The following is a 13,236-nucleotide window of genomic DNA, read 5'->3' as shown; positions in this document are numbered from 1 at the left end:
GATTGCCCATTCCTCGTCCAAAAGCCCAATCCGCTCGCCCAACGATGCCTCCAAAAGGCAGCGTTGAATCAATCACAAACGTTACTGTCAACCTTTGTCCACGAAGCCTAACCTTGGTGATCTTTAATCAGATACAGGCCGGAGATAGGGACAGGCCGGCTCAGATCATGGCATGAGGGTATGGAACGTCTTTTTTCTTTTCTGCTCAACGCACAGAACTACTCCCTGCACGCGGGCTCATCCTGTCCGCTATGGCAGGAGCCGTCGCAGCCGCCAGACTGCTCACATACAGTCGCGCCGGAACGGTACTGAAAATACTGCTGTTCAGCCTGATCGTCAGCATCACGAACATCTACGCGTTCAGCGCCACCCTCTCGGGCCTCTACCCGGGAATCCGGCAGCATATCCAGCTCCCGCGCATCCTGAACGGCCTGCTGATTGTCGCAGCCAGCTCCGCCCTCAGCGCATGGATATTCCTCAGAACCCGACGCAGCATCCGCAACGTGATCATCTCAGGATCCCTCCTCGCCTGCGGCATGTCATGCTCGGTCTTCAGCATCCTCGCCGAAGCAGTCCGGCCCTTCGTGCTGGCCTACGATTTGCGGACCATCCTCATCACCGTCGTCATCGCCTCACTTCTCAGCGGCTGCAGCTTGCGGGAGCTGGACCGGACGGACCGCACCTATCACGGCATCCTCTTCTCTGCACTGCTCGCCGTCATACTCATCATGATGCCGATCAGCTCCATCGGCTCGATCCTGCCCTTCGGAGAATGGATGAGCGCACGCGCAGGAAGCCCGCAAAGCCCGATTTTCTTCCCCGTCACCGTCATCGCCGGCTCCGAGCTGCTGGTGATCCTCCTGCTGACCTCCGTCGCCTCCCTGCTGATCTCAGACTCGCGGGCGCACAGCAGCGCGCGATCAGCGCTTCCGGCATCTGGCGGACTCCACATTTGAAGGACTGCTGGTCTGCCGGGACAACGACTTCATGGCCCGCGTCGGCGGAGACGAATTCATCATCGTGCAGAACGGGATCCAGAGCCTCATCGACAGCCTCAAAGCCCCCGTCCGTATCGGAGAGAACGACGCACTGATCGGTGTCAGCGTGGGCATCGCCCTGTGCCCGCGCGACGGAACGACAGCAACGGAAGTCCTCAAAAGCGGCGATATCGCCATGTACCGCGCCAAACGCGCCGGAAAGGGACAGGCATTCCTCTATCAGCCGGATATGGACACCGATGTCCGCAGCCGCTGCGAACTGGAGCACGACCTGCGTCTCGCGATCGAGCGGGAGGAACTGAGCCTGCATTACCAGCCGCTTGTGGATTCCTCAGGCCGCATCGCCGGATACGAAGCCCTCGCCCGCTGGAACCACCCGACCCGCGGCATGGTCTCACCCGCCATCTTCATCCCCCTGGCCGAGGAAAGCGGACTGATCATCCCCCTGGGAAAACAGATCCTGCTCTCCGCCTGCCAGACCGCCGCACAATGGCCCGCCGGCCTGACCGTCGCCATCAATATCTCCGCCGTTCAGGTGGAACGCTCGGACCTCACCGGACAGATAAAGGCCACGCTCGAGGAAACAGGCCTCGATCCCCACAGGCTGGAACTGGAGGTGACGGAAAGCATGATGATCGAGAATACGGATGAAGCCCTGAGCTTCGTCGCCCGGATGCATGCCCTCGGCGTGAAAATCGTGCTGGATGACTTCGGAACCGGCTATTCCAGCCTGTCCTATCTGCAGCGCGTTCCCTTCGACAAGATAAAGATCGACCGCAGCTTCATCGACCGGATGGCCGACGATGCCAGCGCACGGACCATCGTGGAGTCCATCATCGGCATGAGCCACAGACTGCATCTGCGGGTCACGGCAGAGGGAATCGAGACCAGCGAACAGCTCGCCCTCCTGCTCCAGACAGGCTGCGACGAGATGCAGGGCTTCCTGCTCGGCCGCCCGATGCCCGCCACACAGATCCGGGCAGATTCCCCCCTCTCCGCACAGATCGGCCATCTTCTCACAAGCCGTCACACCTCCGCCCGGCCGCAGCCGGAGCAGACACCTCCCGCAGCAGAGACGGAGCGCCAGAGAAACAAACCGGCCTCCGCATTGCGGTCCCTGTCCTGAGGATCATGACAGATTTCTGAACCCCGTCCCCGCAACAGGGTTCAGAGATTGCCCGGAAGGCACGAATAAAGCACACTCACCCCCATGACACCGCCGACCGGCTTCGTGCCCTCTCATGCCCCGTCCTCTCCGGCCCGCCAGGCGCTGGAAACCGCACTCAGGCAGACCGGCATCGATATCGCCCCCGCCGAGGAATCAGCCCTGCTGCGGCGTATCGCCCGCTCCCTTACGCCCGGCGCCACAGACATCCCCGAAACGACATTCCTGACCGTGCTGTGCGCCGTGCGCCGCAAGAGATGGACCTCGCGCCTGATGGACCTCACCCGCAGGGAAGGACGGATCTGGCTCACACGGGACATCCTCGAACAGACCGCCGCCGCCATCACGGACCCCCGCGCAAATGATCAGGACCTGCTCGGCGCGCTCGTCCTCGTCATGCGTGAGCACTTCCGCACCATGGGCGGAACCGCGGACAGAGCCCTCGAAAACATCAGGGCAGACCTCCTCGATACCGGCCGCGTGCTCTCCCCCGCACAGACCGCAACCCTCGCCCGCGATGTGGCCGGCGCCTTCTCGCTGCAGGATGCCTCAGCCTTCGCCAGCGCGGCGGAATCCCGGGAAACACGGCGCGAGACCGAAGAGGCGGATATCGAGCGCGAAGGCCGCCGCAGACGCCGGGATGAAGTCTCCCGCCTGCGCGACTGGGAAAAAAGCCTCGTGCCCTTCAGGGACGTCCCCGGCCTGCTGCACTGTTCCCGCCGGGAAGCCCTCCGCTGGGTTGCCGAAAACCGCCTGCCGGTCGCCCGGAAACAGCGCCGGGAAGACGGCGTGGAAGTCTGGGAATTCGATCCCGCCGAACTCATGGCGCTGCGGGCGAAACTGCCCGAATGGCGCAAGGGCAGCAGCGAGGACAGCAGCCGGAAGGAAGGAAAATACGGCCGCACGACCTTCTCCCTGCGTGATGCCCCGGATGTCGGCAAACGCGTCCCGAATGCCGTGCTCGCACGCGTCGCCTCACTGGACCGCTACGCCGCCCATTTCCGCACCGCCCGCTCGCTCAACCGCCGGATCACCCTGGTCACAGGCCCCACCAACAGCGGCAAGTCCCACACGGCTCTCGACGCCCTCGCCAAAGCCGAAAGCGGCCTCGCCCTCGCGCCCCTGCGCCTGCTGGCCCACGAATTCCGCGAATCTCTGGCCGCACGCGGCGTGGAGGCTTCCCTCGCCACCGGAGAGGAACGCATCACCATCCCCGGAAGCCGCCACCTGGCCGCAACCGTCGAGATGTGCCCGTTCGCGCAGCCGGTCGATGTCGCCGTGATCGACGAAGCTCAGATGCTCTTCGATTCCGATCGCGGCGCCGCCTGGACCGCCGCCATCATGGGGGCACCCGCCCGCCACCTCTTCGTCCTCGGAGCGCCGGACTGCATACCGATGGTGCGCCGGATCGCAGAACTCTGCGGAGACCCGCTGGACGAGGTCACGCTGCAGCGCAAAAGCCCGCTGACCGCCGCATCCCATCCCGTCCGCCTCCAGGAACTCCGGGCCGGAGACGCACTGATCGCCTTCTCCCGGCGGGAAGTCCTGGATCTGCGCGCCGCCCTGATGGAGCGCGGCCGGCGCGTGGCCGTCGTCTACGGCGCCCTAAGCCCCGAAGTCCGCCGCGCGGAAGCCGCACGCTTCAATTCCGGCGCGGCAGATATCCTGATCGCCACGGACGCCATCGGCATGGGACTGAACCTGTCGATCCGCCGCGTGGTCTTCGCCTCCCTGCGCAAGTTCGACGGACGGGAAACCCGCGATCTGTCCTTGCAGGAAGTCAAACAGATCGGAGGACGCGCCGGACGATTCGGCAAGCACGAGGAAGGCATCGTCGCCGTCCTCGCCGGATCGGGCAGCCCGTCCTTCATAAAAACCCGCCTGAGCGCCAGTCCCGAATATCCGGATGAACTCCGTCCGCTCGTACAGCCCGATGCGGATATTGTCCGGGCCATCGCCGCGGAAATCGGCTCAGACAGCCTCTTCGGCGTTCTGGCCCGTATCAGACGCGCCGTACTGAGACGGGACGATCCCAATTATCGCCTGGCAGATATGGAGCAGCCCTTCGCCATCGCCTCCGCGCTGGAAGGAATCGAAGGGCTGGATCTGACACAACGCTGGACCTATGCCATGTGCCCGGTCGATGACCGCGATAACGGCATCCGCCGCCTCACCGGATGGGCCGCCAGCCACGCACAGGGACAGGTCATCCCGCCTCCGGGCACCGGACGGCTCCCCTCCCCCGATCGCGCCGGACGCGAGGAACTGGAACGCGCGGAAAAACGGCATAAACGCCTCGTCGCATGGCGCTGGCTCGCCCTGCGCTTCCCCGACGCCTATCCGGACCGGGAAGAGGCCGAAATCACCACCCGGCAACTCAATGACTGGATTGAGGACGTCCTGCGCCAGCAGAGCCGCGCCAGAAGAAAAAACTGAGAAGAAAAAGCTGAACCGCCTCAGCCCAGAAGAATCCACAGCCGGAACAGAAGATTCTCCGCACGGTACAGACGCCGCAGCCCCGGCCACCGCCGGAATATCCACAGACGAAGCATCCGCGGACCATTCGCCGCCCTGAGGATCGCACCCAGCATATTCCGCGTTTCCGCAGACAACTCCTCGATACGCATCAGCCAGCTCAGATTGGAGCGAAACACCTGCATGAACCGCCGCGGTCCCCGCCGCAAAGCACTCAGGGCACGCCGGAAAAATGAAGGCGGCGCCCCGACCGCATTCCCGCCATGCTGCCGGTACAGCACAACCGGCTGCTGATCCGTCAGCACCTGCCCGCCCGCCGCAGACACCAGAAGATACGCCCACCAGTCATGCAGAATAAGCGGCGGCGGCTCATGACGGAGCAGAAGACGCCGCGCCGCATCATTGAGCATCACCGTACAGCCCGTCGCAATATTTCCCGTCAGAGCCGCAAGAAGATCCGGATGCTCCGGCAGCTCCGGAGAAACCCCGAACGGGGTCAGATGCCGGTCCGTCAGGGTCTGCCGGGCACAGTACAGACCCGGAACGCCCTCCGGCACGCGTGCCAGAGCCGCTGCCCCCCGGGCCAGCTTGTCAGTAAGCCAGACATCATCCTGATCCGAAAATGCAATCATCCCGCCTTCAGGAGCCTGAGACAGAAGATGGAGATAGGACGCAAAAATCCCCATCCGCTCCTGGCTGAACCGGACAGATGCAGGATCCTCAGCCTCCTCGCACCGCCCGGCGCCACGATGCATCTGAAAGGACTGCATGATGCTGTATGAGGCATCGGACGAGCCGTCATCGCGCCACAGCACGGACCAGCCCTTCAGACTCTGATCCAGAAATGAATCAAGCTGACGGTTGAGAAACGCCTCGCCATTACAGACCGACAGCAGGATCGTCACGGGCGGATGCCGCTCACCCGCTCCCTTTCCACCCGCCAGAATCTCAGGGCGCCATCCGCCACCCGCCCGTCCTGAAGAAGCCGACGAAGAATCCGTATCACGGGTCATGGCAGCATGAAGGAAAGGCCCGGCCTGATCGGAATGATCAGACCCCGCCCCTCTCGCCGAACAGCGTATCCACCGTGCGCTTCACGCTGTCCTGCCACCGGGGCATCCGCACACCGAATACACGGGCCAGCTTGCCATTATCCATGCGCGAATCCGCAGGACGCTTCGCCGGGGTCGGCCAGTCCTCCGTGCGGATCGCCGCCACCTCAGGCATCGCCTGCCCGTGCAGCGCCGCATTCCTCAGGGCCTCGACCGCCAGCTCATGCCAGGTCGCCTCACCGGTCCCGCAGGCATGGAAAATCCCGGCATACTCCGCTTTCCACCCGTCCTTCTCAATCAGATCGAGAATGGCAAGAATGGCCCGCGCCAGATCGTCCGAACTCGTCGGATTGCCGCGCTGATCACCCACAACCTTCAGTTGCGGATTCTTCGCCCCGGCTCCGATCATCGTACGGACGAAATTCTTCCCGTGAGCGGAATAAACCCAGGCTGTGCGCAGGATGATGGCATCAGGATCTGCCGCCAGAACCTTCTGCTCCCCCTCCGCCTTGGTCCGCCCGTAAACCGTCACCGGAGAAACCGGATCGGTCTCGACATACGGCGCATGCTTGTCCCCGGAAAAGACATAATCCGTGGAGACATGGATGAACGGAATATCCAGCCCCGCGCATATCCCCGCAAGAACGGCCGGACCGGTGCTGTTCGCAGCCTCGGCACCCGCCTGCTCCGTCTCCGCCAGATCAACCGCCGTCCATGCCGCAGCATTCACAACCGCCGCAGGCCGCACACGCTCAATAACCTGCGCAATCGTCTCCGGACGCTCGAAATCGAACTCCGGCCGCCCCGTCACATGGATGCGCGCGCCGCCAAGAGCCGCCAGAGACGAGGCAAGCTGTCCCTTACCACCGGTGGCAAGAACAGGGCCTCCGCCCACAGGAAAAACAGCCATCAGTATCTGAACCAGTCTTTTGCTGCGGAAAACTCAGGAGCGACAAGATCCTTCTCGGAAAGAACCGCCTCCTCCGGCTTCACCGGCCAGTCAATCGCCAGCTCCCGGCTGTTCCAGATCACGGCCCGCTCCGACGCCTTGTCATACAGCCCCGTACATTTGTACTGAACCTCGGCATTCCCCGTCAGCGTGCAGAACCCGTGCAGAAATCCCGGCGGAATCCAGAGCTGGGACCAGTTCTCCTCAGACAGCTCCGCCGCAACCCACCTGCCATAGGTCGGAGAGCCGGTCCGCGCGTCCACCGCCACATCCCAGATCGCCCCTCTGGTGCAGCGCACCAGCTTGCCCTGAGCATAAGGCGCAAGCTGACAGTGCAGACCGCGCACGACGCCTTTCTGCACCGACAGGGACTGATTATCCTGGACGAAAGGCAGGTCGATCCCCGCCTCCTTCATCCTCTGGATGTTATAGGTCTCAGAGAAAAAGCCCCGGTTGTCGGAAAAGCGCGGCGGCGTCACCAGTATGACGTCCGGAATCGCAAGACGCTCTGCTTTCATCGTAAACCTGCTTCCTGTTTTTCATGATCGACAGACACCGGACAGAACCGGCTGATCAGAGCGCATGCCCGCCATGACCGGCTGAGGACAGCTCCAGCAGCAGACGACCAAGCTCCGTCTTCTTCATCTTCTCGGCATGCCTGCGCAGCTGATCCGCGGTGATATGCCCCAGACGGAACGCAACCTCGGCCGGAGACCCGACCAGCATGCCCTGCCGCGCCTGGATCGTATGCACGAACTGGCTCGCCTGCAGCAGACTCTCCGGAAGACCGGCATCAAGCCAGGCACAGCCACGGCCCAGACGGTCCACATGCAGACTGCCCTCTTCCAGATAGAAGCGGTTGAGATCCGTGATCTCAAGCTCTCCGCGCGGAGAAGGCTGCACCTGCTGAGCAAAATCATACACACGGTCATCATAGAAATAGAGACCGGTCACAGCCCAGTTCGACGTCGGATTCTCAGGCTTTTCCTCAACCCCCAGAGCACGCCCGTCCTCATCGAAGGTCACGACGCCATAACGCTCCGGATCACGCACCTGATAGGCAAAAACCGTCGCCCCGCGCGGACGGCGGGCCGCCGCACGCAGCAGAACCGACAGATGATCCGCAAAAATCAGATTGTCTCCCAGCGCCAGAGCACAGGGATGACCCGCAAGCCAGTCCCCGGCAATCAGAAACGCCTGAGCAATACCATCCGGATTGGGCTGGACACGGTAGCTGAACGTCACGCCGAACTGGGAACCGTCGCCCAGCAGACGCTGGAACTGCGGCATGTCCGCCGGAGTGGCAATGATCATGATATCCCGGATTCCGGCCAGCATCAGCGTGGTCAGCGGATAATAGATCATCGGCTTGTCATATACCGGCAGCAGCTGCTTGCTGACCGCAAGAGTCATCGGATAAAGCCGCGTGCCGGAACCCCCGGCCAGCAGAATACCCTTCATCGGTTTGAGGTCAGCACTCATCAGGCAGCTCCTTTTCCCAAAGTCTCCGCCTGATTCTGCCCGCCATTCGCGAGATGACCCAGACGCTGGCCGGTATAGCGGCGGGAACGGATACCCTCCCACCAGGAACGGTTATCGAGATACCACTGCACCGTACGACGGATGCCCGCGGTAAAGTCATGCCGGGCTTTCCAGCCCAGCTCCTTTTCCGCATGAGACGCATCGATCTCATAGCGGAAATCATGACCCGGACGGTCGGACACATACCGGATCAGACGCTCGCGCGGACCAGCCTGATCAGGCACGAGTTCGTCCAGCACGCCGCAGATGGACTTCACAACCTCGAGATTCGTCCGCGGCTGACGCGCCCCGATGGCATAGGTCTCGCCCGGCTTCCCGCGCTCGACCGCAAGAACCAGCGCCTCAGCATGATCCTCGACAAACAGCCAGTCGCGGACATTCTCGCCCTTGCCGTAAACCGGAAGCTCCTTCCCCTCGATCGCGTTGATCGTCACGAGCGGGATCAGCTTCTCGGGAAAATGCCAGATTCCATAATTATTCGTCGTGTTCGTCACGAATGCCGGCAGGCCATAGGTATGATACCAGGCACGCACCAGATGATCTGACGCCGCCTTACTCGCCGAATACGGACTGCGCGGGTCATACGGCGTCGTCTCGGTAAACGGAGGATCAGACAGCTCCAGCGCCCCGAACACCTCGTCCGTGGAAATATGATGGAAACGGAACGCCTCACGCGCCTTCGGATCCAGACCGGACCAGTAGGAACGGGCCGCCTCGAGAAGCGTATATGTCCCGGTCACATTGGTCTGGATGAACACGCCGGGACCGTCAATCGACCGGTCCACATGGCTCTCGGCCGCAAGATGCATCACCGCATCGGGACGGAACGTCCTGAACAGCTCCCCCAGAGCCGCTCCGTCGGTAATGCTGACCTGCGCGAATCCGTAGCGATCCGAAACAGAGACCTCCGCAACAGTCTCAGGAGAGGCCGCATAAGTCATACAGTCGACGTTCAGGACATGATGATCAGTCTGCCTGATCAGATGCCTGACGACGGCGGAGCCGATAAAGCCGCAGCCGCCGGTAAGAAGAATTCGCATACAGACCAATCCGTCAGAGGAACCGGCTGTGCAGCCGGTTACACATATTCGTTTCCGTGTATAATCCACAATCTGCTCGCTTTCCAGAACAGCAGTCCTGTTTTTTGGAACCGTCTCTGACGCGAACAGGAAGGAAGCATTAAGAACAGTTGTGGCACGTTTATGGCCCGCACCTGTCATTCCGGAGATCGCCTTTTGTTTGCCGACAGCCAGACCTCCTCTCTGCTCAGGGTCCTTCACCGCCCTGACCTGCTGACCGTCGCTGCCGGCCTCCGGCTCCGGACGGACCCCGCGCCGCTGCCCGTCCCCTTCCGCATCGCTCCCGACGGCGCCATCACCTTCAGTCTCGATATCGCCGACGAAAACCTCTGCGCGGTCTGCCTCAGGCACGCAGCCGCCCTGACAGACGGACTTGCCGCCCGGACAGACGGCGCAGACCCCCGCCACCTCATCTTCCGCGCCGTCTTCGCCGCCACACGGATCGCCGTCCTTGCCGCCGCGGAAGACGGCGTCATCCTCAGCGATACAGGCGTCTTCGCCGGTGCTTTCTACGCACCGATGCTGCCCCTGGCAGACGACTCCGCACCCGCGCCGGACATCCTCGCGGGCCTCTGGCCGTCGCTCAGCCGGCTGCTCCCGGAACAGACCCGGCCCGATATGTCCGCCGCAGATGCCACGGCACTGCATGACTGGCTGCAGCGATGTAATGACTGCCTCCGGCCGGCAGACCTGCTCATGCGTCAGGGCGGCGATGCCCGGCTGAAAATCGATCCGCAGACCGGGCTGAACCCCTATGGCTGCTCCCACCGCCCCCGCCCGTGGGCCATCACCTTCGCCTCAACCACCGCCTCCTTCCCATCCGAACGCGGTTTCGCCGCAGCGGAAGCCGCCGGAAAACGCCTGTTCCTCGCCTGTATCGAAGACAGAAAGGACGAGGAACTCCGAAGTCTCGCCAGGGAAACACGGAGCTTCCTTGCCGGCTTCCACGGCCTGCCCGATGCGGATCACGTCATTCTCGCCGCCTCCGGCACGGACTGCGAACTCGCCGCACTGGCCATCGCCCGGACCGGCGCAGGCAGCCGTCCCCTGAGCAGCATCGTCATCTCCTCGGCCGAAACCGGCAGCGGCGTCCCGCTCTCCGCACAGGGCCGCCATTTCGCGCAGGAAACCGCTCATGGCGCATCCGTCACACGCGGCGCATTCATCGACGGCTTCCCCGACACCACCACTATTGAGGACCTGCCCGTCCGGCACACGGACGGCACCCCCCGGTCCGCCGCGGATATGGCCCGCACCTGCCAGGAACTCACGGCCCGGCTCATCAGTTCCGGACGTCACGTGCTGCTGCACCGGCTGGACATGTCCAAAACAGGCCTGTCCGCCCCGGACGGCAGCACACTCACCGGGCTGCTGAGACAGTTCCCGGAGCACCTCGATATCGTAATCGATGCCTGCCAGACCCGCTTTGCAGACGGTCAGACGGAAGCCTTCCTCGCACAGGGATACGCCGTCATGATCACCGGCTCCAAATTCTTCACCGGCCCGCCCTTCTGCGGTGCCCTGCTGCTGCCCGGATCATGGTACCGCCGGGCCGCAGCCGGACCGCTCCCCTGCGGACTAAAAGACTATATTTTCCGCTCCGAATGGACCGCAGGACCAGCCGCAGAATCCCTGCCCGAAGGCGTCAACGCCGGACTGATCCTGCGCTGGCAGGCCTCCATCGCGGAAATGAAGGCCTTCCGCGCCGTCGCCCTCGACGACATCCGCCAGCGCCTCAGCCTCTTCCTGACCACTCTGCGGCAGGACATCGCCGCCAGCCCCGACATGAGCAGACTGATCCCGGCAGAGGATGACCTCCCCCCGGATATCACCCGCTCCATTGAAACGTTCTTTGTCCGCTCCCCCGACTCCCCCCCCGGCAGCTTTCTCCCGCTCGGCATGGAAGCAGCACGAACCCTGCATCGCTGGCTCAATGCCGATCTGTCCGACCTGATCCCGACAAAGGAGGACCGGCATCGCGTGGCCGGACTGCTCTGCCATATCGGACAGCCCGTCCTGATCCCGCACCCGGACGCGCAGGACGGTCAGGCAGGCGCACTGAGGATCTCCGCCGGTGCCCGGCTGATCTCCGGAGAGCCCTCCCACGAAGGCATGGGACACGCCCGGCGCATGGATCGCGAAATCGCAGACGTACGCCGCGTCCTGCAGAAAATCTCCCTGATCCTGCAGCACTGGCCCGCCCTGAGCCGCGCTGACCCCGGACCGGTTTTCTGCACCCCCGCCGCCCTGGCATACGCCTCTCACGCGCACCCGACAGAATAGCAGCACAAAGGCTCCGTCCTCTCCATGAACAAGATCTCCCCCGGCACGGCCAGAACCGGACAGAAAAATCACGGACATTTTCTCGACGCGCCGCAGCTCGCAAAAGGCGTGACGCGCTTCTGGCTCATCCGGCACGCCCTGGTGGAGGAAAACGCCCGCGCCGCACTCTACGGCACGCTCGACGTACCGCTCTGCCCGGACAGCCTGGTCGCCCAGCGCCCGATGTACGAAGCCCTCGCCCGCCGTCTGCCGGAGGATGCACAATGGTTCGTCACATCCCTCTCCCGCACCCGCATCACGGCAGAAACCATCTGCAGCGCCGGATACGGCCGCAAGCCGGAACTGACAGTCATACCCGCATTCCTGGAGCAGGATCTCGGAGAATGGCAGGGCCTGCCGCATAACGCACTGCCGGAAAAACTGCGCCAGCCCGGACATGTCTTCTGGCCCATGTCCGGAACCGAACGCCCCCCCGGAGGCGAAAGCATGACAGATGTCTGCGCCCGCGTCGGCGCCGCCCTCAACGATCTGGCCGAACGCAACCGCGGAAAGGACATGGTGATCGTCAGCCACGGCGGCACGATCCGCGCCGCCATTGCACACGCGCTGAGAATCCACGCAGACACAGCCCTGCATTTTTCGATCCAGAACCTCTCCCTGACCATTCTTGAACAGCCCGGCCCCGCCTGGCGCGTCGTAACCGTCAATGAACTCCCTGGAATCTGACCCCCGTATTTTTTTCTTCACCACCCCCCTTGCACCATTCAGACAAGTGATCTAAACAGCGGCCATCGCACACGATGCGGGCGTAGCTCAGGGGTAGAGCACAACCTTGCCAAGGTTGGGGTCGTGGGTTCGAATCCCATCGCCCGCTCCAGTTTCCTTCAAGGAAATCGGACACTTAGATGAATGGGTTTAGGCATTCATCTTACCGCACTGCACGCGACCAGCACGCCAGTTGATAAAAAACGCAGCCTTCAACCTGCTTCTGGCAGGCCTACGGTGCGCGCGAAGTTCTCCAAAAACGCCACAGGCGTTACGAGGGTAGTCTGGCCTGTAATGAATGTACCGTCCAGCAGTTCTGATGTCAGCCTCTCTATGACCAAACCACGTTGCCAACTCCAAGGACGGCACGTTGCGTCGTGCCATCTCAGTCGCCAAAGTATGGCGAATCGTATAAGGCACCACGTAGTCCGGCAATCCAGCCGCCATCCCGAATAGTACGCCAAGTCTTGTTGATTTTGGTTATTGGGGCGCCACGCCATTGAACGAGTGGTCCGATTGAGGCTGGATGAATCCATCCACGCAAAAATTTCGTCATAGGCAACAAGGGCCTACGCTTGCTCGTCCGTGCACGCCCTTGAGGATTGAGATTGATCGTACCATCGTCGAAATTGCAGGCCTCACACGTCAAATCGAGAATGACGTCTGGTCGCGCGCCTGTGCCGAGCATAAGCACAAGCAACATACGTATATGCTGCGGCATCGAAGCGTCCCCAATCGCCTTGATTCCACCGACCTCTACGGCGTGTCGTCAGTTAAGCAGTATGATGATTGAGGCGAACTGCACTGCTGCGAGGAAAGTAGATTTGAGTTTGTCGTAGCGGGTAGCGACAGCGCGGAACTGCTTGAGTTTATTGAAGAACCTCTCGACAAGATTACGCTCCCTGTAAAGGGCAAAGTCCGTTTTCCG

Annotated in this window: 11 protein-coding genes and 1 tRNA gene; 6 read left to right on the top strand and 6 right to left on the bottom strand. The window is 62.6% G+C overall.

Going from position 1 to position 13,236, the window contains the following annotated elements; translation table 11 throughout:
• The first annotated feature begins 251 nt into the window (after positions 1-251).
• From LOC54_RS08680 to LOC54_RS08670, 3 genes are all read left to right on the top strand, one after another.
• The gene (locus tag LOC54_RS08680; protein WP_279313419.1) at positions 252-956 is read left to right on the top strand and encodes a hypothetical protein; all 705 of its coding nucleotides are present in this window, start codon (positions 252-254) and stop codon (positions 954-956) included.
• Positions 937-2,124 carry a bifunctional diguanylate cyclase/phosphodiesterase gene (locus LOC54_RS08675; protein ID WP_347709394.1) on the top strand — a complete coding sequence of 396 codons (1,188 nt, stop codon included), beginning with the start codon at positions 937-939 and terminating at the stop codon, positions 2,122-2,124. The genes LOC54_RS08680 and LOC54_RS08675 overlap by 20 nt, the downstream gene beginning before the upstream one ends.
• A gap of 105 nt (positions 2,125-2,229) precedes the next feature.
• Entirely contained in the window at positions 2,230-4,599 is a 2,370-nt protein-coding gene (locus LOC54_RS08670; RefSeq protein ID WP_408740326.1) for a helicase-related protein, read from the top strand.
• A 20-nt stretch (positions 4,600-4,619) separates the two neighbouring features.
• Here the strand turns inward: LOC54_RS08670 and LOC54_RS08665 are convergent, their stop codons facing one another.
• Genes LOC54_RS08665 through rfbB form a run of 5 tightly spaced genes read right to left on the bottom strand, consistent with a single transcriptional unit; the run spans position 4,620 to position 9,221 of the window.
• The gene (locus LOC54_RS08665) at positions 4,620-5,651 is read right to left on the bottom strand and encodes a glycosyltransferase (RefSeq protein WP_279313417.1); all 1,032 of its coding nucleotides are present in this window, start codon (positions 5,649-5,651) and stop codon (positions 4,620-4,622) included.
• A gap of 37 nt (positions 5,652-5,688) precedes the next feature.
• A complete protein-coding gene (gene rfbD, locus LOC54_RS08660) occupies positions 5,689-6,600 on the bottom strand; it encodes a dTDP-4-dehydrorhamnose reductase (protein ID WP_279313416.1) in 912 nt (303 codons plus the stop codon).
• Positions 6,600-7,157, bottom strand: a complete 558-nt coding sequence (gene rfbC / locus LOC54_RS08655; RefSeq protein ID WP_279313415.1) for a dTDP-4-dehydrorhamnose 3,5-epimerase — start codon at positions 7,155-7,157, stop codon at positions 6,600-6,602. The genes rfbD and rfbC overlap by 1 nt, the downstream gene beginning before the upstream one ends.
• Before the next feature lie 55 nt (positions 7,158-7,212).
• On the bottom strand, positions 7,213-8,100 hold the full coding sequence (gene rfbA, locus LOC54_RS08650; RefSeq protein WP_279313421.1) for a glucose-1-phosphate thymidylyltransferase RfbA: 888 nt from the start codon (positions 8,098-8,100) through the stop codon (positions 7,213-7,215).
• Between the two features lie 20 nt (positions 8,101-8,120).
• Positions 8,121-9,221, bottom strand: a complete 1,101-nt coding sequence (rfbB, locus tag LOC54_RS08645) for a dTDP-glucose 4,6-dehydratase (protein ID WP_279313414.1) — start codon at positions 9,219-9,221, stop codon at positions 8,121-8,123.
• A gap of 195 nt (positions 9,222-9,416) precedes the next feature.
• Here rfbB and LOC54_RS08640 point away from each other — a divergent pair, with 195 nt between their 5' ends.
• From LOC54_RS08640 to LOC54_RS08630, 3 genes are all read left to right on the top strand, one after another.
• Entirely contained in the window at positions 9,417-11,543 is a 2,127-nt protein-coding gene (locus tag LOC54_RS08640; RefSeq protein ID WP_279313413.1) for a hypothetical protein, read from the top strand.
• Between the two features lie 24 nt (positions 11,544-11,567).
• The gene (locus LOC54_RS08635) at positions 11,568-12,269 is read left to right on the top strand and encodes a histidine phosphatase family protein (RefSeq protein ID WP_279313412.1); all 702 of its coding nucleotides are present in this window, start codon (positions 11,568-11,570) and stop codon (positions 12,267-12,269) included.
• Between the two features lie 76 nt (positions 12,270-12,345).
• Positions 12,346-12,420 (top strand) — tRNA-Gly (locus LOC54_RS08630).
• Between the two features lie 657 nt (positions 12,421-13,077).
• Here LOC54_RS08630 and LOC54_RS08625 read toward each other — a convergent pair.
• The coding region (locus LOC54_RS08625; protein WP_279313420.1) for a transposase at positions 13,078-13,236 on the bottom strand (159 nt) is incomplete at its 5' end.

The sequence above is a fragment of the Acetobacter sp. AN02 genome (genome assembly GCF_029759835.1).
Taxonomy (GTDB): Bacteria; Pseudomonadota; Alphaproteobacteria; order Acetobacterales; family Acetobacteraceae; genus Acetobacter.
Note: the sequence above shows the minus strand (reverse complement) of the source record. Positions and strands in the feature narration are given on the sequence as shown.